Below are 21,663 nucleotides of genomic sequence, written 5' to 3'. Positions count from 1 at the left end.
AGCGCAGCCTGACGGCCCACGCTCCAGTCTGCCTCCCGACGGGCCAGTTGCTTCGGGCTCGGATGCGAACGGCGTTATTTAACGAAGGTCTTCGACAACCCCACCGAGCGATCGACGATCATCACCACAACGAGTGTCAAAAGGATCAGCAGCACCGACACACTGGCCACGAGGGGGTCGGCGCGGCTCTCGACGTGGTGGAAGAGTTCCACCGGCAACGTGGTGAGCCGGGGGCCGGTCAAGAAGAGCGTTATCACGACTTCATCGAACGATACCAGGAAGCAGAGGGCGGTCGCCGCGACAATCCCGGGCGCCATCATCGGCAATGTGACGCGCCGGAAGACCGTAATCGGCCTTCCGCCCAAGGTCGATGCCGCTTCTTCGCAGGAAAGCGGGATGTTGTTCAGCGTCGTTGCCAGCACGCGCAACGCGTAGGGCAACGTGATGACGAGATGGCCGATCACCAATCCCCAGAAGCTGCCGAGAAAGCCGGCCGACGCGAACACGATCAGGATGGCGAGCCCGAGCACGATGGTGGGGAGCAGGAGCGGCGCGGTGAAGAGGTTGTACAAAAACTCCGAGCCTTTGGTGCGCAAGCGAACGATCACGTAGGCGGCAGGGATTGCCGCTGCGAGCGACAGCACCGTCACAATCGCTCCGAGGAGGAGGCTGGTCCAGAACGCCGAAATCATCGTGGAATTCTGCGCCAGCGCGACATACCAGCGAAGCGACCAGCTCTCAGGCGGAAAAGACAGGATCTGCTCGCCGCTGAAAGAGATCGGTATCACCAACAACACGGGGGCGAGCAGGAACAGAAACAGGATGAAAACCACGATTTTCATCGGTACGGACGTTTGACCGGCTTCCATCGCAACACCCTATTCGATAACCCGCAGGACGCGGGCATAGACGGCAAGCGCCGCGCCAAAGATGATAAGCACGAGCATGGACAATGTGGCGGCGAGCGGCCAATTCAGGGTCACGATGGCTTGGTCGTAGATTTCGGTCGCCAGCAAGAAGACGCGCCCGCCGCCGAGCAGCTTCGGCGTGATGAAGGATGACACCGCCAGGACGAAGCAGAGCAGGCACCCGAGTGCTATGCCGGGCATCGTCAGCGGCAAGATCACGCGCCAGAATATTCGGCTCGGACGGGCACCCAGCGTCATGGCGGCCTCTTCCACGCGCGGATCGAGGCGCCCGAATCCCGCGAGCAATGACAAGATCATATACGGCATCAGGATCTCTGTAAGGCCGATGACCACGCCGGTGGTGTTGAACATCAGGCGCGGCGAAGTAAAACCGAGCGCCGCGATAGAACTGACGATCGGTCCGTGATCAGCGAGCAGGGCGATCCAGCCATACGTGCGTACCACCGCGGACGTGAGAAGCGGGGAGATCACCAGGACGGTCAGAAATGTCCGCCATCGGCCGCTGCTGCGGTGGAGATAAAGCGCGATCGGATAAGATACGATCAAGGTCGCGAAGGTGATCGACAGGCTGACGAGAATCGAGTTGACGATAAGATCAACGTAGAAGGCGTCGCGGAACAGCCCGGTCCAGCTCGCAAGCGTGAACGTCTCTCGTATGCCGCCTCCGGCCAGCGCTTCATAGAACGACATGCGCAGAAGATTTAGCACCGGGATGATGAATCCCATGGCGTTGACCAGTGCGATCGGCAGCAGCAGCAGGGTTGCGGTACCGGCTCTGCCGAGGGTCACCCCCGGCGCGGAATAGGAAGGATGAGCCGCCGCGGCGGTGCTCATGTGTCCCTCCCGAACACCATCGTGTCTTCGACGCGCCAGGCCAGGGTCACGGGCATCCCGACATTGCGGATTCCTCGGCCATGATCGGACGCGGCCTCGACGACGATCTCCGATCCTTCGACGCCCACATGATACTGCAGAAGATCGCCCACGAACGTGACCCGCTTGATGGTGCCGTGCACCTGGTTGACGGCATCTCCGGCAGGTGCAGGCGTAGCCTCGACAAGACGGATCCGGTGCGGACGGACCATGATTTCGACGGGGCCGCTGGCGCGGGTCGGAACCTTGAGCGAAATCGAGCCCACCTGGACCGTACCTTCGCCCTTCGCCACTCCGTCCAGCCGGTTGGTACGCCCGACGAAGGACGCGACGAAGGGCGACGCGGGTTGCTCATAGACCTCTACCGGGGTGCCGATCTGCTCGAGCTTGCCACCTTTCATCACCACGACCTTGTCGCACATGCTCAGGGCCTCGACCTGATCGTGCGTGACGAAGACGGCGGTGATGCCGAGGTTCTGCTGAATGTCACGGATCTCGTTGCGCATTTCGTCGCGCAGCTTGGCGTCCAGATTGGACAGCGGTTCGTCGAGCAAAAGAATGGATGGCCGAATGACAAGCGCGCGCGCAAGGGCGACTCGCTGCTGCTGCCCTCCCGACAACTCGCGCGGCTTGCGTTCGGCGAGGGCCTCCAGGCGGACCATCGCCAGCGCCTCTTTGACGCGAACGGCGATTTCAGCCTTTGGCACGTTACGCATTTCGAGGCCGAACGCCACGTTCCGGGCAACCGTCATATGCGGAAACAGCGCATAGCTCTGAAACACGAGACCCATGTCGCGCTGGTAAGGTGGCATGACCGTGATGTCTTTGCCGCCGACGACGATCCGACCGGCACTCGGCGTAATGAGTCCCGCGACCATGCGCAAGGTCGTGGTCTTGCCGCAGCCGGATGGCCCGAGGAGCGCCACCAGTTCTCCCTTCGGCACCGCAAGATCGAGGGACGCCACGGCGAATGCGTCACCGTAGCGTTTCGTGAGACTATCGAGACGGAGGTGCGTGTCGCTATCGGTCGAAGCAGTGGCCGCTGCCGATAGATTCTTGTGCTTCATCACTGCGTTCTCCCTGCAGCCATGAGGCTGCGGCAAGTCTGTTCTGGAATGCATCCGGCGAACGAAGTGTCGTCACCGGATGCACCCGCAACGAAAAGGCTCTACCGGCTGAGGGGTATGATGCGCCGGCGCCATTGCTCGGTGATGGCATCGCGAATGCCCGCGACCGCGATCCAATCAATCGCAATCATCTTGTCCATTGCGCCGGCCGCCGTGCGGGCGAGAGCCGCAGGCGAGATCTTCGCCTTGGAATTTGTCGGTGCGTAGAACATCCTCTCCGTGAAAGCGGCCTGTGTTTCGGGTTTGAGCGCGTAGTCGATGAAGGTCTTGGCGGCGGCACTCTGCGGCGCATTTTTCACGAGGTTGATCGTGTTGATCTGGAATCCGCTGCCTTCCTCAGGTAGTACGACGCCCAGCTTTCCGCCGGATGTGTCCGCGTAGACCTGCGCGCGCGCGTTCCAGCCGATGCCAAGTGCCGCCTGCCCGTTGGCGATAGGCGTATAGACGTCAGGCTTCGGGTCCCAGGTCTGGACGTTGGGCGCAAGCTCGCCGAGCTTCTTGATCCCCGCCTCCACGCTCTTCTTGTAATCCTCCCCGCCAACCATCTTGTTGGTGATGATGGTCAGCGTCGTTCCTTGAATATCGGGCACCGCCGGGATCGTCACTTTTCCGGCGTATTGTTTGTCCCACAGGGCGTTCCAGGAGGTCGGCGCAGTTTTCACCTGTTCCTTGTTATAGAGCAGAACGAGGTTGTCGAATGTCACCGCAACACCGCCGACGCCTTCGACGCGGGCGGCGGGGTAGAGGTCGGCGACGTTTTTGGAAACGCTCTCATCCACCTTGTCGAACAGGCCCTCGTCGGTTCCCGCCTTGGCAACCGAAACGTCCATGATGATCACGTCGATTTGCGGTGCTGCCTTCTGGGCACGCAACGTGCCGAGCATCTGCGCGGAATTGGGCATTCCGTAGAATTCGACCTTGATGTTCGGGTTCGCCTTCATGAACGGTTCGACGACTGCCTTGGTGTAATGATCCTGAAAGATGCCGCTATATGCGGCGAGCGTGACGGTTTGGGCGAAGGCCGGCGAAGAGGCAGCCAGCGCCAGGCCGGAGACGGCGAGCAACGTACGCAGTTTAGACATCGTTTTTATCTCCCTCTGTTATTGGTCGGTACCTCCGCGTCAGACGACGCGAAGGGTATTCTCGTCAACAAGGCGGGTCGCGCCGGAAATGTCCGGGAGTTTTTCGCCGTTCCGAAGCCGTTCGAGCAATTTAATTTCCGCTTCCTGCATGCCAAGAGCACGCTCGGCGACAGCTTTTGCCTGCGAGGGCTTCAACACGATCACGCCGCTCTCGTCGGCAAGCACCGCATCGCCCGGCTCGATCACCTGTCCGCCCACGGTAACGGGCACATTGATGGCGCCTTCGAGCCCGAGAATCTTGGTGGTGATCGGAGACGGACCGCGGCACCACATCGGCATTTCGACTTTGCGAATTTCCGAGAAATCCGTCGCCGGGCCATCGACGATACCCGCCGTTATTCCGGCGAGCTTCATCGCGTGCGTGATGACACCCCCCCAGCATGCATGACGCGTGTCGCCGCAGCGCTCGACGACCACGATATCGCCGGGGCGGACGAGCTTCGTCAGGTAGTGAAGAGCGGTGCTGTCCGCATGAGGAAGCCGAATGGTGACGGCCGTACCGGCGACGCGCTTTTCAGGCAGAACGGCACGCAACTCGCGATCGACGAAACCCGAATGGAGGAAATGGCCGATGGTCGCGGTCTCGACCTTTTCAAGCAGGGCCACCAGCTGCGGAGAAATCTGGGTTGGCATGTCATTGACGATAAACATGGACAGGCCTCCTCAAGCCAGAACGTGGTGCTGCGCCACAGGCACGTTTGCCCGGACGAATGCGTTGTAGTCGAGCTCCAGCCGCGCGCTGGTGGTGGTGACTCGATCGGAGCATTGGGCAACGATATGACCCCAGGGATCGATGACCATCGAGTGACCCCAGCACCACTTCTTGCCGTCGGAATTTGAGCCGACCTGGCCTACCGCGAGGAAGTAGGTCTGGGTTTCGATCGCGCGGGCTCTCGCGAGAACCTCCCAATGATCCTTGCCGGTCATCAGCGTGAAGGCGGCGGGCAGCACGATGACGTCGGCGCCGTTGTCGCGGAGTTTTCGGAATAATTCCGGAAAGCGGATATCGTAACAGATGGCGCAACCAACCGTCGTATCGCCGACCTTATAGGTCACCACCTCTTCGCCGCGGCTGATCGTGTCCGATTCCCGGTAGCTGATGCCCCCGGCGATATCGACGTCAAACAGGTGCATCTTGCGGTAGCGGGCAATCTCGGTTCCGGTGGGGCCGAAAACCAATGTGGTATTGTAGTGATGATTACCATCCCGCTCGACCACGCTGCCCGCATGAATTGTCACTTTGTAACGCGCGGCGAGATCCGACATCAGCCGGTAAGATTCACCGTCCGGAAAGGTCTCGGCGCTGGCATGAATGTTTTCTCGGCCCTCGCCGAGAAAGGCGTAATATTCTGGCAGAACGACGAGATCAGGGCTCTCATTTCGCACCGCTTGATCGATCAACGCTTCTGCGGCTTTGAGATTTTCCGCCTTGTCGCTGCCCGAATTCATCTGGATTAGACTGACTTTCATGTTCCCGCCTCCTTGGATACTGGAAGCGAAAAGAGCCTTCGGAGAGGTACTTGTACAAACGCGAAATACTTTTGCTGGAGCCCAAGTTTTAGTATTTCGCACCGCACACGTAACGTTATGGCTTGGCTCTGGTGTTCACCAGGACGCGCCGTCAGTCTGCGCTTCCGAGAAACTATGTGCAACGTCCTGCGCCATACGCGCAACCACGGCTGAGATGAGGTTGTCGGGGTGATCGAAGTAGATGGCGTGGAAGACCAGCGGTGGGAATGCGGGTTTCACATTCAACTGGACCAAACTGCCGGCTTCAAGCTGGTCGCGGACAATGACCGTGGGTAGCGGCGTGACGCCAATTCCATCTTTGGCGAGCCGGATGATTGTCGACAGCGAATTCGAATTGTAGATCGTAGGGTCTTCAATTCCGGCATCCGCCAGCAGTCTTAGCACGCGGTGATGCGGCAGACTGTCCTTCGAATAGGCGAGAACCGGATGGTGGGCGATCTCGGCGACGCTCAAGCAGCCGCTCGGAAGCTGGAGCTTGGGGCTTGCCAGCCACGTGCAGGCGAACGTGCAGAGATCGAGATTGATGAGATCCGGAGCCAAAACGGGGCCCATGATCAACGCAAGATCGATTTTACGGTCCGCAACCTCGCGCCCCAGGTTCAGGCTTGTATCGGTATTGAGATCGATTGCCACGCTTGGATAGCGTTCGCGAATCCTCTCGATCAGTTGTGGGAGCCACGCGTGCACGATTGAGTCGATGGTGCCGATGCGGATCAGGCCCCGCAATGATGTCGGATCGCCTACGGTTTCACGGAATGCGTTGGCGATGCGGACGAGTTCCTCCGCTTTACTCACTGCCTGCTGGCCCACCGCGCTCAGCCGGATGCTGCGCACGTCTCGGTCGAAGAGGCGCACGCCAAGATCCCGTTCGAGGGTGGCGATCCGGTTGGAAACGGCAGCCTGCGTGGTGTTGAGCCGCTCCGCAGCAGCACTGAAGCTGCCAAGGCGCGCCACCCAAAGGAAGGTTTCCACAAATCGAAGGTTCATGCTGTCGAGATTTTCCGCAAAGCTGTTGTGAAGACGTAATTACATTTCCTTAGCAACCCGTCCGCGACAAGGCGAAGTCATGAAGGACCCGTCACGCTCGTTGGTCAAGCACACCGTTCTGAATTGCATCTGAGGTTGAATGATAGCCAGTGCATTCGGTCGCAAATGTTCGTCTCAGGTCATGCAGCCGCAATAATGCGAGTTCGCCATCGGAGCTCAAGCGCTTTATCATGAGACTAGCTAGCCGCTCGACCTCTCGTCCCATAGTCTCTGTCCGTATTCCGCGACCTAGAGGTATGGCGGCGTGCACGCGCTGACGACTTCGCAGACTTCTTCCCCCACATTCCGGAAGCGGTGCGGAATCCGGCTGTCGAAGAGGTAGGCGTCGCCGGCGCGCAGGATCTGGATCTGGTCGCCCACCGTGATTTCGAGCGCTCCCGAAATGACGATCCCGCCCTCGTGGGAATTGTGTTCCAGCATTGACGAGCCCGTGTCGGCACCGGGTTCATAGCGCTCGTGCAGGATCTGCAATCCGTGCTCGCGGGAATTGCCGACCTGCCGGAGTGTCATCCGTTTGTTCTTCTGCTTGTTGATGTCGCTCAGCTTCGAGGTCAGGTCGATGAGGTCGCCGGGACCGAAGAAGACCTTGCTTTGCTCGCGGGTCTCCTCCTGAAAGAAATCCGCCATCGTCATCGAGACGCCGCCGAGAATCTTGCGCAGCGAGGCGATGGAGGGGCTGTTCCTGTTCTGCTCGACCATTGCGATGAGGCCGTGCGTCACCCCCGCGCGTATGGCCAGTTCGCGCTGGGAAAGGCGCGCCGCGGTCCTGATTTCCTTCAGCCGCGCTCCAACATCGAAATCCATCTGCTTGTCCAATCGTTCGGCGTCGCTCTCGGTCTGTCGTGTCGCTTCACTCGGCGAGCACGCGACCCCGGTTGAGGATGTTCAGGGGATCGAGGGTGTGTTTGATGGAGCGCATGAGGGCGAGTTCGGGTTCAGTGCGGCTGAACTTCAGATAGGGCCGCTTGAGCGTGCCGACGCCGTGTTCGGCCGAAACGCTGCCGCCGCATTCCGACACGATGCCATACACGACGGCGTTGATTGCCAATCCCATTTCCTCATCATAGCCGGGGTCGTAAACGCCGATGTGGATATTGCTGTCGGCCACATGGCCGAACACGATGGGCAGCGCGTCCGGCCAGCGAGCGGCGATCCGTTCGCGCAGGAGCGCAACGCTCTCGGCCATTCGCGGCAGGGGAATGCTCACGTCGTATTGCGGGCCTTTGGGCAAGACGCGACCATATTCGTATACGGCCTCGCGATAGGACCAGAACCGCTTTCTGTCCCCTTCAGACTGCGCGATGAGCGCGTCGTTCAGGAAACCGTCCTCCATCAGGGCGGCGAGCGTCTCGGCGAACAGCTCTTCGCCCGAGGGATCGTCGCCCATGGCGGCTTCGATGAGCAGCGTGATTTCGTGCTTGTCGGCGAAGGGACGGCTCATGGCGCACCTGTTCGTCGCCACCTCCATGTATTCCCGCCACATCGCCTCGAAGACGAGAAGGCGACCGGGCAGCACGGAATCGAGACGCCGCAGGATGGTCAACGCGTCGGAAAAACTTGCCACGCCGCAGAGGGCCGATTGAATGCCCCGAGGGCGCGGGTGCAAGGCCACGACGACGCGGGTGACGACGCCGAGCGTGCCTTCGCTGCCGATGAAAAGCTGCGTCCAGTCGTAGCCGGCGTTGTTCTTCATCATCTTGTTTAGCGAACGCACGATCTGCCCGTCCGCCAGCACCGCTTCGAGTCCCAGCACGTTGTGTCGCGTCATGCCGTAGCGAAGGACCTGGTTGCCTCCGGCGTTGGTCGCTACATTGCCGCCAATGGTGCAGGTGCCGCGCGCGCCGAGATCGATCCCGCACATCAGGCCCGCCGCTTCGGCCGCCGCCTGGACGGTTTCGAGCGGTGTGCCCGCCAACGCCGTGAGCGTTCCGCTGTCGATATCGAGTTCTTCTATCCCGACCATCCGCTCGAGCGACAGGGCGATTTCTCCCGGCTGAGGGTGCGCGCCCCCCGCCAGACCCGTCATGCCGCCCTGCACCACGACCGGTTGGGCGAGTCCATGGCAGATTCGAAGGCAGGCCGAGACCTCCTCGGTATTGCGGGGAAGAAGGAGAACCGCGGGCGACACCGGAGCCTGCTGGCTTGCGTCCGCATGGTTTCGCGCCGGGATATCGGGGCCGGTTCTCACGACGTCGGCGCCAAGCGCGCTGAGGAGGGCGGCGGTTGCTTTGGTCATTCGAGCGTTCCCTGACGGCCTGGGATGGATTGTCTGCACATGGGGCGATTCAAGAGAAGCAGGTTGCTCAATATTCTATACACGCCGGGACTGGGCAGACCAGTGCCTTGAGGCCGCCAATCTGCCTCTCGCGCACGCAGGATGTCGCCTAGATCTTCATCGAAAAGCTGATTTGCAGGGCAAAACGGGTCGGTTCGGGCTTTGTCGAGCTCGTTCTACTCCCGGTTGATTGCTATGCTCAAAATCTTGAGCAAAGCTGACGTTAGGGAACATTAATATCGGCACGGGGAAATTCTTTCATGCAATACGTCCGGTCATGGGTGCGGACACCGCGACCTGTCCGGCGAATTCGATAGATCAACGCCGGAAGGCCGGATCGCAACCGCGGGAACCGCCCTGCGGACGAAGCAGATTTTCGCCGTATCGCCACAAGCACGAAATCATCAGTGGGCCTTTCGCGGGTGCCCAGAGGACGGAAAGTTACCATGTCGCAAGCAGACATCATCATTTCGGGAGGCCGCGTTTTTACCGGATTGGACACCGGCTTCGTGGAGGCCCTCGCCATCGGGGATGGACGTGTGCTCGCGGCAGGAACGGGCGCGGAGATCGATGCCTTGCGCGGGCCGCGGACACGCGTGATCGATCTGGCTGGCCGTGTCGCGATTCCGGGATTGAACGATGCGCATATGCATCTGCTCCCGGTTGGCATTGCGATGACGGAGGTCAATCTGCGCGTCGAGGAAGGCGTGCGCAGCGTCGGGGAGATTTGTCGGCGGCTGGCGGACGCCGTGAAGACGAAGCAGCCCGGCGAATGGGTCACCGGTCGCGGCTATGATCACAACGAATTGGCCGAGGGACGTCATCCGACCATCGAGGAACTCGACCGGATCGCACCGAACAATCCCGTCTACATCAAGCGCACCTGCGGACATGTGGGCGTTGCGAATACGCAGGCTTTGCGCGCGGCCGGCATCGGCCACAACACGCCAAGTCCGGATGGCGGCCTCATCGAGCGCCGCGACAACACGCTGACGGGGCTGCTGGCCGAACTCGCCATGCGGCCCATCGTCAACGCGATGCCGAAACCGACCAGGGACGAGCTCATCCGGGCTATCGAAACCGCCGGCCAGTACATGCTCGCGCAGGGCTTCACCAGCGTCATGGACGCGGGCGTCGGGATGCTCGCCGGGATGGAGGAGATCGCGGCCTACGAAGAGGCTGCGGACTCGGGGCGCCTTCCGGTCCGCACCTGGGTCTGCATCTACGGAAATCCCGACGGCATCGGCGACGAGGCGCACGCGGCCGGCTACCGGTTCGGCCGCGAGGTCGGCATCCTGCGCTACGGCGCCATGAAGGTTTTTGGCGATGGCAGCGCGGGCGGCCTGACGGCTGCGATGACCGAGCCCTATCTCGTCGGCGATCCCGAGAATCGCGGCATCTTCTGCTTCACCGATGAGGAGATGCACCGCGCGCTCGCGCATTATCACGGGCTCGGCTATCAGCTTGCGATCCACGCGATCGGCGACGCGGCGATCGAGCAGGTGCTCACGGGGATCGAGAATGCCGGTACGCCCGACAATCCCATCGCCGGCCGCCGCCATCGCATCGAGCATTGCGGCTTTCTGACCGACGGGCAACTTGAGCGGATGGTCGCTGCCGGGATCGATCCGGTGCCGCAACCTCTCTTCATCTACGAGTTCGGAGACCTCTACATCCGCAATGTCGGACAGGAGCGCACCGACGCGTCTTATCCCATGCGCAAATGGCTGGATGCCGGCCTCCATCCGGCTGCGAGTTCGGATGCGCCGGTCTGCAACACGGATCCTTTCAAGAACCTCTTCACCATGGTGACCCGCCAATCGAAAAACCACACCGTCCTCGGGGACGAGCAGCGCCTGACCATGGAGGAGGCGGTGCATGCCTACACCTATTGCGGCGCATTCACGCAATTCGCCGAGGATCGCATGGGCCGGCTCGTTCCGGGCCAATATGCCGATGTCGCCATCCTGTCGCAGGACATCTTCGCCTGCGATCCGGGTGAGCTCGAGATGAACGTTCGCTGCGACATGACGATTCTGAACGGCGAAGTGGTGTTCGATCGCGCGGGCCAATTCGCTCGCGCAGCCGAATAGGCCGCATCGATGTTGCGACACACCGCCGAGCGCCTCCTGCTCGCCATTCCCGTGCTCTTCGGCGTGCTTCTGCTCGGCTTCGTGCTGATGCAGGTGGTGCCCACGGACCCGGCCATCGTCCGCGCCGGGCCCACCGCCACGATGGACGTCATCGAGGCGATCCGCCGCGATCTCGGACTCGACCAGCCGCTTTGGCGACAATTCCTGATCTATATCGGGAAGCTGGTGCAGGGAGATCTCGGCGTTTCCATCATCAACAATGTGCCGGTGACGCAGGAACTCGGCGCCACTGTGGGCCCGACGCTGGAACTGATGCTGGCATCGCTCGTCTGGGCCATACCGCTCGGTATCCTGATGGGAACGATCGGCGCCTATTACCGCGGAACGCTGCTCGACCGGACCATCATGGCCGCCTCCGTCGCGGGCGTTTCGATCCCGGTGTTCTTTCTCGGCCTGGTGTTGATCTGGCTCCTCGGTTTCCAATACCAGATCTTCCCGTTCACGGGACGGGGCGGACCGCTCTGGACCTGGGAGGGCATCAGGGCGATCGTGTTGCCAGCGTTGACGCTCGGCGGGGTTTTCGTTGGGCCGGTCGCGCGGATGACGCGCTCGTCCGTGCTCGACGTGCTGGGCGCCGATCACGTGCGGACTGCCCGCGCGAAGGGTTTGCCGGAGCGCCAGGTCGTTTCGCGTCACGCCTTGCGCAATGCTCTCGTCCCGGTCGTGACGCTCATCGGATTGCAGATCGGATTTCTGCTCGGAGGCGCGGTGGTCACCGAGACCGTCTTCAGCTGGCCGGGAATCGGACGTCTCGCGGTGGGCGCCATCCTGTCGAGCGATCTCCCGATGGCGCAGGGGACGATCATCGTCCTGTCGCTCGGGTTCATCATCGTCAACCTCGTCGTCGACGTCCTCTACGCCGTGCTGGATCCGAGAGTGAGGAGCGCATGAGCGAGAGCGCCGCTATGTCCAACGTCGCCGTGTCGCAACCCGCCGACGACGCACGCCGTCCGTCAGTGCTCTGGCTTCTCGCCCGGGAGCCCAGCGCCTGCGTGGCGCTCGTGACCGTCGTGCTGGTCTTGCTGGGGGCCTTGTTCGCACCCTGGCTCGCGCCGAGCGATCCTTACGGCGGCGACCTTGCCAGCATGCTCAAACCGCCGGGGCTGGAGGATTTTCTGGGGACCGACGGGCAGGGCAGGGACATGATCACCCGGCTGCTCTACGGCCTGCGCACGACGCTGTTCATGGGGTTCACGTCAGTCATCTTCGGTTGCAGCATCGGCGGCGTGATCGGCTTTGCCGCCGCGTATTACACCCGGGCGTCGGGGATCCTGATGCGGCTGATGGACGTGTTGCTGTCCTTTCCCGCCATCCTGTTCGGGCTTGCCATCGCGGCGATTTTCGGTCCCGGGCTCACCTCGGTGATCATCGCCCTCTCGATCGCCACCGTGCCGCTGATGGCGCGCGTCGTGCGCGGTGCCGCGATCGTCGTGCTGCAGCAGGATTTCGTGGAGAGTGCGAGATCCCTCGGCATGACCGATGCGCGGCTCATCCTCAAGCATCTGCTGCCCAATTGCCTGTCGCCGATCTTCGTCTTCGTGACGCTGCGGTTCGGGCAGGTCATTCTTCTGGGCGCCGCCCTGTCGTTCATCGGCCTGGGCGCGCAGCCGCCCACGGCGGAACTCGGCGCCATGGCCTCCGAGGGGCGCAACTTCCTGTTCTTCGCGCCGCACGTCTCGGTTCTGCCGAGCCTGCTCATCTTCATCGTCGTTCTCGCGTTCAACGTCCTTGGCGACGCCCTTCGCGATGCGCTCGATCCGAAGCTCCACAAATAACCAACTCACAGAGGGAAGAGAGAGAGCTATGCATCCATCGTTGAAATCGGCGCTCATCGCCGGAACCGCCGCCCTGGGCATCGGAGCCGTGCCGGCCATCGCGCAGCAGCCGAACCCGCTCGTGATCCTGCGCGTCATCGACGCCGACAATTACGATCCCATCCGCTCGACCGCCACATCCGCCGCCGAAGTCGCCTATATGCTGGCGGACACGCTGGTGGCCATCGATTTCGACATGAAGACGGTGCGCCCGTTGCTCGCCAAGTCGTGGGACATCTCGCCCGACGGCAAGACCTATACGTTCAAGCTGCGTGAGGACGTCAAGTTCTGCGACGGCCGTCCCATGAAGGCGGAGGACGTGGTTTATTCGATCAAGCGCTGGACCAACCCGGCGAGCCGCTCGCCCGTTGCCAACCGGGCCGGTCCCTTGAAGGACGTCAGGGCCACTGACGATTATACGGTCGTGTACGAGCTGAAAGAGCCCTACAGCGATCTCCTGGCCCAGCTCGGCCTCTCTTTCGCGTCGGTCGTCGACAAGAACACGGTCGAAAAGCTCGGCGAGAATTTCGGCGTGCAGGGCTTCAACGCCACCGGGCCCTATTGCTGGGTGAGCTGGACTCCGCGCCAGGAAGTCGTGCTGAAGAAGAACCCGCATTACAACTGGGGTCCGGACATCTACAAGGATCCGAAGCCGCAGATCGATCAGATCGTGTGGAAGGTCATTCCCGAGCAGAACACGCTGATGGCCGCCATGCAGGCCAAGCAGGCCGACATCACCTATTACATGCCCTACATCGCCATCGACACGATGCAGCGCGTTCCGGGCACCCAGGTGCAGCAGCAGAAGAACTACGTCTATGACGCCTTCATGGGCTTCAAGGTCGACAAGCCCGTGGTCAGCGACGAGGCCATCCGCCGCGCGGCCAACATGGCGATCAACCGGGACGCCATCGCGAAGGCGGTCTATTTCGGCAAGGGCACGGCCCTCCATTCGCTGCTCAATCCGAGCATTCTGGATTTCGACAAGAAATCAGCCGAATTGATGCCGAAATTCGACCCGGCGGCCGCGGCCAAGTTGCTCGACGACAGCGGCTGGAAGGTCGCCGCCGGCGGCATCCGCGAGAAGGACGGCAAGAAAGCGTCCTTCCTGGTCTACGGTTTGCGCAACGCGACGAACCCGCGGATTTCGGAGGCCATGCAGGCGGACCTGCGCAAGGTCGGAATCGAAATGAACATCCAGCTTTGGGATGCGACCGTCGGTTGGGGCAAGCTTGCGACGCAGGAATTCGACGCCTTCCTGATGTCCTATCCGGCCGTCACTGCCAACGAGGCCCTGAACCTCTATTTCCGCAGCACCCAGGCTCCGACGCCCAACCGGATGAATTGGAAGAACCCGGAAACCGACGCGCTCATCGCCAAGTCCACCACGTCGACGGACGAGGCGACGCGGGTTCAGGCCAACGGCGCCGTGCAGCGCCAGCTGACCGAGGCCAATGTCTGGGTACCACTGGTGTCAGAACCCATGTGGCTGGTCTCCGGCGAGCGTGTCGAAGGCGCCAAGCCGCACGGTCTCTACGGGGCGGGCCTCTACAAGGGTCTCGATCTCAAGCTCAAGCGCTGAACCAACATTCACGAGGCCATCATGACCACCACCACCGTTATCCGGAATGCGTCCTTCGTCGTCGGTTGGGACGCCGATGAAAGCCGGCACACCTATATTCCCGACGGGGATGTCGCATTCCGGGACGGTGCCATCGTGTTCGCGGGGCGGGGCTATGAGGGCCCCGCCGACGAAACCATCGACGGACGCGGCTTCATGGTCATGCCCGGCCTCGTGAATATTCACTCGCACCCGGCGAGCGAGCCCATCAACAAGGGTTTCCTCGATGAACTCGGCTCGCCGGCGCTCTACAATTCATCGCTCTACGAATACATGGCCATCCTCGGCCCCGACTCGGACGCGGTCGCCGATTGCGTCCGTGTCGGCTATTCCGAACTCATGCTCTCTGGCGTCACGACGCTGACCGACATGTCGGGCGCGCATCCGGCCTGGCTCGATCTCGCGGTCGAGAGCGGGATGCGCATCTGTCTGGCGCCGATGTTCCGCTCGGCTCGCTGGTTCACGCGCAACGGTTATCTGGTCGAATATGAGTGGGATGCGAAAGCGGGCGAGAAGGCCATGGCCGACGCGCTTGCGCTCATCGAGACGGCGCAGGCTCATCCGAGCGGTCGCTTGAGCGGCATGGTCGCGCCGTCGCAGATCGATACCTGCACGCCGGAATTGATCCGGGACAGCCACGCCGAAGCAAGGAGGAGAGGATTGCCGTGGCAGATCCACGCTGCGCAATCGACCGTGGAATTCCACGAGATCACGCGCCGCCACGGCGTGACCCCGATTCAGTGGCTCGATCAACTCGGCGTCCTGGGCGACACGAGCATCGTCGGGCACGGAATTTTCCTTGATGATTATGCGCGGAACGCCTGGCACAGCCGCAGCGATCTGGCGCTGCTCGCCGATTCCGGCACGACGGTCGCCCATTGCCCGACGGTTTTCCTGCGCCGCGGTATCGCGCTGAAGGATGTCGGCCGCTATCTGCGCGCCGGCGTCAATATCGGGATCGGCACCGACACCTATCCGCACAACATGCTCGAGGAGATGCGCTCCGTCGCCTATGTGGCCCGCCTCATGGCGGAAAATCCTCGCACCGTGACGACGACGAACATCTTCGACGCCGCTACCATCGGGGGTGCCCGCGCATTGTTGCGGGACGATATCGGGCGCCTCGCCGAAGGCTGCAAGGCCGACATGGTGATGGTCGATATCAAGCACCCGATGATGCAGCCGGGCCGGGATCCGGTGCGAAGCCTGATCTACGCCGCGGCGGAACGGGCGGTTCGCACCGTTTTCGTCGATGGCCGTCGGGTCGTCGAGGACGGACAGGTCCTGGCGTTCGATTATCCCGCGGCCGCCGCGCGGCTGCACGAGGCGCAGAAGCGGACAGAGGCGGCGGCACCCGCCCGGGATTGGTGCAATCGCCCGGTGACCGACTACGCGCCGCTGACGTTCCCCGTTGCTTGACGGTCATCGCATGAGCGCACCCATTCTCGACATTCGGGGCCTTACCACGGGCTTTCAAACCCGCAACGGGCCGATCAAGGCGGTCGATGGCATCTCGCTCACCGTCGAGCGGGGGAAGACTCTCGGCATCGTCGGGGAAAGCGGCAGCGGCAAGAGCATGTTGTCCCTGTCCATCATGGGCCTCGTGCCGCCGCCCGGCCGGATCGCCGCCGGGGAGATACTGTTCCAGGGCTCGGATATTCTCAAATATTCGCCGGCCGAAATCCGGGACATGCGCGGCAATCGCATCTCGATGATCTTCCAGGAGCCGATGACGAGCCTCAACCCGGTCCATACCGTGGGTTTCCAGATCATCGAGGCGATCCGCGCCCATCGCCAGGGTTCCGCACGGGAATTGCGCGCGGAGGCGATCGAGGCGCTGCGGAAAGTGCAGATTCCATCGCCTGAGCGGCGCTTCGACGAGTTTCCGCATCAGCTCTCGGGCGGCATGCGCCAGCGTGTGATGATCGCCATGGCGCTCGTCTGCGAACCCGATCTGCTGATCGCCGACGAGCCGACCACCGCCCTCGACGTGACCATTCAGGCCCAGATCCTCGACCTGCTCCGGGACCTGCAGGCCGAGACGGGCATGGCGATCATTCTGATCACCCACGATCTCGGCGTGGTGGCGCAGGTCGCCGACGACGTCGCGGTGATGTATGCGGGCAAGATCGTCGAGCGGGCGCCCGTGGGCGCCATCTTCGACGATCCCCAACACCCGTACACGATCGGTCTGATCGGATCGATGCCGCGCATGGAGGATGACGTGGATCGACTTGTGGCCATCTCGGGCGTCGTGCCGCCGCCGTTTCGCCTGCCGGTCGGATGCCGGTTCAACCCGCGCTGTCCCTTCGCCGACGATGAATGCCGCGCCAGCCAGCCCGCGCTCGCGGAAATCTCCAGCTCGCATTCGGTTGCCTGCTGGAACGCGCCGCTGGAGGAACATGCATGACCAAGCCGCTGTTGGAGCTGAAGGGCGTCAAGAAACTCTACCCCGTCCGCAAGGGCCTCGTTCTGCGCAAACAGGTCGGGACGGTGCGGGCAGTCGACGGCGTCAGCTTCAAGCTGATGCCCGGAGAGACTCTCTCCGTGGTGGGCGAGAGCGGTTGCGGCAAGTCCACGACGGCGCGCCTCGCCATGCGGCTGATCGAACCCAGCGACGGATCGATCCATTACGACGGGCAGGACATTACCCATGCGCCGCGCGCGGAGTTGCGCCGCTTGCGCCGCGAGATGCAGATCATCTTCCAGGACCCGTATGCGAGCCTCAATCCGCGCATGACCGTGGAGGAGATCATCGCGGAGCCGATGGTCGTGCACAACGTCGGCGACRGGGCCTCCCGGCGCGACCGGGTCCGCGAATTGCTGCGCCTCGTCGATCTCGCGCCCTATCACGCCTCGCGCTATCCGCACGAATTCTCGGGCGGACAGCGCCAGCGCATCGGCATTGCGCGGGCGCTGTCCGTATCGCCGCGCCTCATCGTCTGCGACGAGCCGGTCTCCGCGCTCGACGTGTCGATCCAGGCGCAGATCATCAATCTTCTGAAGGATCTGCAGCGGGAATTCGGCCTGACCTATCTGTTCATCTCGCATGGGCTCGCGGTCGTCAAACACGTGTCGGACCGGGTCGCCGTGATGTATCTCGGTCAGATTGTCGAGACCGCCGACAAGGCGACGCTCTACGCCAATCCGCGCCACCCCTACACACAGGCGCTGCTCAACGCCGCCCCCGAGCCGGATCCGACCCGCCGGAGCGCCTCGCGCACCCTGGGCGGCGATATCCCGAGCCCGCTCAACCCGCCGAGCGGTTGCCGCTTCCACACCCGGTGTCCGCTGGCGCAGCCGGTGTGCAGTCAGGACGTGCCGGCGCTTCGGGAGATCGGACCGGGCCACCTCGCGGCCTGCCACTTTGCAGAGACGGTGCCGGATTTCACGCGCTTCCGGGAAGGATACGGAATCCGCCCGCGCCTTCAGGCAAGACTTGACCTTTACGCGCGCAAGCGCGATGCGGTCGCCTCCACGGTCTGACGATCGATTGCAAACACGAAACGAGAACATGATGAACGGTGCGGATCGGCTCTGCGACGAGTTGCTGGCGAATGACGTGGATGTGTGCTTCGCCAATCCCGGCACGTCGGAAATGCATTTCGTGGCGGCGCTGGATCGCAAGCCCCGGATGCGCTGCGTCCTCGGCCTCTTCGAAGGCGTCGTGACGGCCGCGGCCGACGGCTACGCGCGGATGGCGGACAAGCCGGCGGCGACCCTGCTGCATCTCGGGCCGGGGCTCGCAAACGGCCTTGCCAATCTCCACAACGCCCGGCGCGCCCGCACGCCGATGATTAACGTGGTGGGAGATCACGCGACCTATCACCTCCAGCACGACGCGCCGCTGACGAGCGATATCGAAAGCCTCGCGCGCCCCATGTCGCAATGGGTGCGACGGATCGCCGATCCCGAAAGCGTCGGGCCCGATACGGCCGCGGCCTACCAGGCCGCCATGTCGCTGCCGGGTGTCGCAACGCTGATCCTGCCCGCGAACGCCGCCTGGGGCGAGATCGCCGACACGCCCGTCACGCGCGCCGTTTTGCCCGAGCCGCAAGCGATCGATGGCGACATCATGCGCCATGCGGTCGAGGCCATCAAAGCGGGGCGGCGCACGGCGCTTCTGATGACCGGCCGCGCGCTGCGGGCGGATGCTCTCGAGATTGCCGGCCGCATTGCCGAGACGGCGGGCGTCCGTTTGCTGGCGCAGACGTCGAACGGCCGCATCGAACGCGGCGCCGGTCGCGTCTCGGTGACGAAGGTGCTCTATCCCGTCGATCAGGCGGTGGCGGCCCTGCAGGACATCGACGTCCTCATCCTGGTCGGCGCGAAGGCCCCCGTCGCCTTCTTCGCCTATCCGGGCAAGCCGGGTATCCTGACCCGCGACGATTGCGAAATCCTCGAACTGGCGCGGCCGGGCCAGGACCTCAAAGAGGCGCTCGCCTGGCTGGCGGACGAACTGGGCGCCAAGGCCGGCGCAGCGTCGAGTTCGCCGAAATTGCCGTCCGACGATGAGATTCTGCCGAGTGGCGCGCTGACCGAGGATGCGATCTCCATCGCGGTTGCCCGGATGATGCCCGAGAACGCCATCGTGTGCGACGAGTCGCTGACCTCCGCGCGGCGCTTCTTCGCGCTTTCGGACAACGCGCCGCCGCACGATTATCTCTCGCTCACCGGCGGTGCGATCGGCATTGGAACGCCGCTGGCGGCAGGGGCCGCGGTCGCCTGTCCCGACCGCAAGGTCATTGGCCTGCAGGCCGATGGCAGCGGCATGTACACCGTGCAGGGGCTCTGGACCCAGGCGCGGGAGAACCTCGACATCGTCACCATCGTGTTCTCCAACCGCACCTACGCGATCCTGCACGGCGAGATGAGGAATGTCGGCGTCAACGAATTCGGCCGCAACGCCCGACGCATGCTCAACATCGACGAGCCCGCCCTCGATTGGGTGAGCCTTGCCAAGGGCATGGGCGTGGAGGGCGGCCGGGCGACGACCGTCGAGGAGTTCGTGAAGCTCTTCGCCGGCGCGCTGTCCCGCAAAGGTCCTTTCCTGATCGAGGCTGTGCTCTAGGGCCGCAGGGCCCGGCCCGGCCTTCTTGGGCGGTCGCCCGAGGGGGGCATTCTTGCCCCAACGGCAGCTTCCGCCGGCCCGAATTTATGGGCGGGTCGGACCGATGAGGGGCTCGTCCCTAACCGACTTTTTACCTGTCGGGGCGAAGGTGCCTCCAAGCGTCGGCTCGTGAGTCTTCGCGTTCCCTTGGAGTCTCTCGAGATCATGCGACCGAACCATCTGCCGATTTCCGGCCCCCAGCCCACCCAGGACGCGCCTTCCCGCGACGCGAGGCAGCTTGACGGCGCGCCCCTGACGACCGGGATCCGTCAGGAGGTGCAGGCGAGCGTCTGGAAGACGCCGTGGTCGGAAGCGGGGCTCCCCGAGCCCGGATGGTGGCAGGCTTTCGCCGTCGACAAGAATGTCCGCTCGAGCCGCACGCCGCGTCGTGTCGCGCCCGATCCGGCTACCGCCATCGCCAAGGCCTCGGCCATCGTGGAGGCCGTGACCAGCACGTTCGAGCCGCGCGACGTGGCCGCGGACCCGGCCGCAATCGGCGCCACCCCGGACAACCCGGTGGCAAGCCGGATCGCCGGACTTCGGTCGGTCTTCGGAAGCCCGGCTCGAGCCGGAGGGGAGGGCGAAATCCTGGATGCCAGAATCAAGGCCTTGCAGGATGCCTCGCGCGAGCCATCGCCGCCGGTTTCCGCCGAGGACAGGCGGGCACCGGTTCTGACCCGGTCCCACCGGCAGGTGGTTGCGCCGACGCCGGAGCCGAGCGCCGAGTCCCGCGCGACGGCCTCATTCGGCTGGCTCTGCGGGCGCTATTCCATTGAGATCCTGTCGCTGGCTGCGACCTGGGATGACGATTTCGACGCGGGACCGGGCTTTCCTGTTGGTTTAGCCGAACCCGTCGAGGTTGTGGCTCGGGAACCCGATGTCGCCTTCGACATCGAGGAAGTTCATGCCTTCCACGAGGACGCACCCATCGCGAGCGTTCAGGCAATTACCGCCGACGATGCGGACTTCTTGTGGCTCTACGACAACGCGGCGCCCGCCGAGCCGATCGTGCCCGTCCCGATCGTGCCCGTCCCGATCGTGCCCCAGGTCGTGCTGCACCCCATCCATGTTCCCGAGATCATTGCCGATATGGCGCGCGTGCGCGTCCATCTGCCCGCCACGGTGCCCACCGCACCGTCGCTCGCATCGGAACGCTCCGCGCTCCGGCACGAGGACACGTACGAATTGCCGGATCTCGCCTATCTGGCCGAAGCTCCCGTCACCGAGGGTCCGCTCCTGACGGAAGACATCCTTGAGGAATCAGCCGGCCATCTGGAAAAGGTGATCCGCGATTTCGGCGTCAAGGGCGAGATCATCCACGTGCGACCGGGCCCGGTCGTAACGCTCTACGAATTCGAACCGGCACCCGGAACGAAATCCGCGCGCGTCGTCGCGCTCTCCGACGATATCGCCCGGTCCATGAGCGCCGTGTCGGCGCGCGTGGCGGTCATCCCGGGTCGCAACGCCATCGGCATCGAACTGCCCAACGAGGTTCGCGATACGGTCTATTTGCGCGAGCAATTGGAAAGCGAAGACTTCAAGGCGTCGCGACTGAAGCTGCCGCTCTGCCTCGGCAAGACGATCGGCGGCGAACCGGTGATCGCCGATCTCGCGCGCATGCCGCACCTGCTCGTCGCCGGCACCACCGGCTCGGGCAAGTCGGTCGCCATCAACACCATGATCCTGTCGCTGCTCTACCGCTTCACGCCGCAGCAATGCCGGTTGATCATGGTCGATCCGAAGATGCTCGAATTGTCCGTCTATGACGGCATCCCGCACCTGCTGACGCCGGTCGTCACCGACCCGAAGAAGGCCATCATCGCGCTTCGCTGGGCGGTGCGCGAGATGGAGGACCGCTACAAGAAGATGTCGAAGCTCGGCGTGCGCAACATCGACGGCTTCAACATCCGCGTCTCGGAGGCCAAGGCCAAGGGCGAGGTCATCACCCGCACGGTGCAGACCGGCTTCGAGAAGGAAACCGGACAGGCGGTCTACGAGGACGAGATCATGGATCTCGAGCCGCTGCCCTATATCGTGGTCAT

The 21,663-nt window shown here is 63.2% G+C and carries 18 protein-coding genes; 9 read left to right on the top strand and 9 right to left on the bottom strand.

Annotated elements, in window-relative coordinates; translation table 11 throughout:
• Positions 1-74: 74 nt before the first annotated feature.
• The 9 genes from AC1DVM_RS09380 to AC1DVM_RS09340 form a co-directional block, all read right to left on the bottom strand.
• Entirely contained in the window at positions 75-869 is a 795-nt protein-coding gene (locus tag AC1DVM_RS09380) for an ABC transporter permease (protein ID WP_477253945.1), read from the bottom strand.
• 9 nt (positions 870-878) lie between these two features.
• Positions 879-1,763 (bottom strand): ABC transporter permease, encoded by an 885-nt coding sequence (locus AC1DVM_RS09375; protein WP_477253943.1) that lies wholly within the window; start codon positions 1,761-1,763, stop codon positions 879-881.
• A complete protein-coding gene (locus AC1DVM_RS09370; RefSeq protein ID WP_477253942.1) occupies positions 1,760-2,869 on the bottom strand; it encodes an ABC transporter ATP-binding protein in 1,110 nt (369 codons plus the stop codon). The genes AC1DVM_RS09375 and AC1DVM_RS09370 overlap by 4 nt, the downstream gene beginning before the upstream one ends.
• A gap of 101 nt (positions 2,870-2,970) precedes the next feature.
• The gene (locus AC1DVM_RS09365) at positions 2,971-4,011 is read right to left on the bottom strand and encodes an ABC transporter substrate-binding protein (RefSeq protein ID WP_477253940.1); all 1,041 of its coding nucleotides are present in this window, start codon (positions 4,009-4,011) and stop codon (positions 2,971-2,973) included.
• A gap of 39 nt (positions 4,012-4,050) precedes the next feature.
• A complete protein-coding gene (locus AC1DVM_RS09360) occupies positions 4,051-4,722 on the bottom strand; it encodes an RraA family protein (protein ID WP_477253939.1) in 672 nt (223 codons plus the stop codon).
• Between the two features lie 12 nt (positions 4,723-4,734).
• Entirely contained in the window at positions 4,735-5,541 is an 807-nt protein-coding gene (locus AC1DVM_RS09355; RefSeq protein WP_477253937.1) for a carbon-nitrogen hydrolase family protein, read from the bottom strand.
• 135 nt (positions 5,542-5,676) lie between these two features.
• Positions 5,677-6,555 carry a LysR family transcriptional regulator gene (locus tag AC1DVM_RS09350; RefSeq protein WP_477253935.1) on the bottom strand — a complete coding sequence of 293 codons (879 nt, stop codon included), beginning with the start codon at positions 6,553-6,555 and terminating at the stop codon, positions 5,677-5,679.
• Positions 6,556-6,876: 321 nt separating this feature from the next.
• The gene (locus AC1DVM_RS09345; protein WP_477253934.1) at positions 6,877-7,452 is read right to left on the bottom strand and encodes a cupin domain-containing protein; all 576 of its coding nucleotides are present in this window, start codon (positions 7,450-7,452) and stop codon (positions 6,877-6,879) included.
• A gap of 46 nt (positions 7,453-7,498) precedes the next feature.
• Entirely contained in the window at positions 7,499-8,884 is a 1,386-nt protein-coding gene (locus AC1DVM_RS09340) for an FAD-binding oxidoreductase (RefSeq protein ID WP_477253932.1), read from the bottom strand.
• A gap of 485 nt (positions 8,885-9,369) precedes the next feature.
• On the opposite strand from AC1DVM_RS09340, the gene AC1DVM_RS09335 reads away from it, so the two are divergent.
• From AC1DVM_RS09335 to AC1DVM_RS09295, 9 genes are all read left to right on the top strand, one after another.
• Entirely contained in the window at positions 9,370-11,016 is a 1,647-nt protein-coding gene (locus AC1DVM_RS09335) for an amidohydrolase (RefSeq protein WP_477253931.1), read from the top strand.
• A gap of 9 nt (positions 11,017-11,025) precedes the next feature.
• Positions 11,026-11,967: an ABC transporter permease gene (locus tag AC1DVM_RS09330; RefSeq protein ID WP_477253929.1), complete on the top strand. Its 942-nt coding sequence runs from the start codon at positions 11,026-11,028 to the stop codon at positions 11,965-11,967.
• Positions 11,964-12,851 carry an ABC transporter permease gene (locus AC1DVM_RS09325; protein ID WP_477253928.1) on the top strand — a complete coding sequence of 296 codons (888 nt, stop codon included), beginning with the start codon at positions 11,964-11,966 and terminating at the stop codon, positions 12,849-12,851. Before AC1DVM_RS09330 ends, AC1DVM_RS09325 begins: the two co-directional genes overlap by 4 nt.
• 28 nt (positions 12,852-12,879) lie before the next feature.
• Positions 12,880-14,472, top strand: a complete 1,593-nt coding sequence (locus AC1DVM_RS09320) for an ABC transporter substrate-binding protein (RefSeq protein ID WP_477253927.1) — start codon at positions 12,880-12,882, stop codon at positions 14,470-14,472.
• 21 nt (positions 14,473-14,493) lie between these two features.
• On the top strand, positions 14,494-15,930 hold the full coding sequence (locus AC1DVM_RS09315; RefSeq protein WP_477253925.1) for an amidohydrolase family protein: 1,437 nt from the start codon (positions 14,494-14,496) through the stop codon (positions 15,928-15,930).
• Positions 15,931-15,940: 10 nt separating this feature from the next.
• Positions 15,941-16,921, top strand: coding sequence for an ABC transporter ATP-binding protein (locus AC1DVM_RS09310; RefSeq protein WP_477253924.1), 981 nt, complete (start codon positions 15,941-15,943; stop codon positions 16,919-16,921).
• On the top strand, positions 16,918-17,997 hold the full coding sequence (locus tag AC1DVM_RS09305) for an ABC transporter ATP-binding protein (RefSeq protein WP_477253922.1): 1,080 nt from the start codon (positions 16,918-16,920) through the stop codon (positions 17,995-17,997). The genes AC1DVM_RS09310 and AC1DVM_RS09305 overlap by 4 nt, the downstream gene beginning before the upstream one ends.
• A 31-nt stretch (positions 17,998-18,028) precedes the next feature.
• Positions 18,029-19,582: an acetolactate synthase large subunit gene (locus AC1DVM_RS09300; RefSeq protein WP_477253974.1), complete on the top strand. Its 1,554-nt coding sequence runs from the start codon at positions 18,029-18,031 to the stop codon at positions 19,580-19,582.
• A gap of 204 nt (positions 19,583-19,786) precedes the next feature.
• On the top strand, positions 19,787-21,663 hold a 1,877-nt coding region (locus tag AC1DVM_RS09295; protein ID WP_477253920.1), incomplete at its 3' end, for a DNA translocase FtsK.

The sequence above is a fragment of the Microvirga sp. P4_A5 genome, from assembly GCF_056402495.1.
This window is presented reverse-complemented; position numbering and strand designations above follow the sequence as displayed.

Bases quoted from the DNA above. Each gene is read 5' to 3' on its own strand.
- AC1DVM_RS09370 (WP_477253942.1), bottom strand. From the start codon at position 2,869: ATGAAGCACAAGAATCTATCGGCAGCGGCCACTGCTTCGACCGATAGC.
- AC1DVM_RS09330 (WP_477253929.1), top strand. From the start codon at position 11,026: ATGTTGCGACACACCGCCGAGCGCCTCCTGCTCGCCATTCCCGTGCTC.
- AC1DVM_RS09315 (WP_477253925.1), top strand. From the start codon at position 14,494: ATGACCACCACCACCGTTATCCGGAATGCGTCCTTCGTCGTCGGTTGG.
- AC1DVM_RS09355 (WP_477253937.1), bottom strand. From the start codon at position 5,541: ATGAAAGTCAGTCTAATCCAGATGAATTCGGGCAGCGACAAGGCGGAA.
- AC1DVM_RS09325 (WP_477253928.1), top strand. From the start codon at position 11,964: ATGAGCGAGAGCGCCGCTATGTCCAACGTCGCCGTGTCGCAACCCGCC.
- AC1DVM_RS09360 (WP_477253939.1), bottom strand. From the start codon at position 4,722: ATGTTTATCGTCAATGACATGCCAACCCAGATTTCTCCGCAGCTGGTG.
- AC1DVM_RS09380 (WP_477253945.1), bottom strand. From the start codon at position 869: ATGGAAGCCGGTCAAACGTCCGTACCGATGAAAATCGTGGTTTTCATC.
- AC1DVM_RS09310 (WP_477253924.1), top strand. From the start codon at position 15,941: ATGAGCGCACCCATTCTCGACATTCGGGGCCTTACCACGGGCTTTCAA.
- AC1DVM_RS09340 (WP_477253932.1), bottom strand. From the start codon at position 8,884: ATGACCAAAGCAACCGCCGCCCTCCTCAGCGCGCTTGGCGCCGACGTC.
- AC1DVM_RS09335 (WP_477253931.1), top strand. From the start codon at position 9,370: ATGTCGCAAGCAGACATCATCATTTCGGGAGGCCGCGTTTTTACCGGA.
- AC1DVM_RS09320 (WP_477253927.1), top strand. From the start codon at position 12,880: ATGCATCCATCGTTGAAATCGGCGCTCATCGCCGGAACCGCCGCCCTG.
- AC1DVM_RS09375 (WP_477253943.1), bottom strand. From the start codon at position 1,763: ATGAGCACCGCCGCGGCGGCTCATCCTTCCTATTCCGCGCCGGGGGTG.
- AC1DVM_RS09300 (WP_477253974.1), top strand. From the start codon at position 18,029: ATGAACGGTGCGGATCGGCTCTGCGACGAGTTGCTGGCGAATGACGTG.
- AC1DVM_RS09345 (WP_477253934.1), bottom strand. From the start codon at position 7,452: ATGGATTTCGATGTTGGAGCGCGGCTGAAGGAAATCAGGACCGCGGCG.
- AC1DVM_RS09365 (WP_477253940.1), bottom strand. From the start codon at position 4,011: ATGTCTAAACTGCGTACGTTGCTCGCCGTCTCCGGCCTGGCGCTGGCT.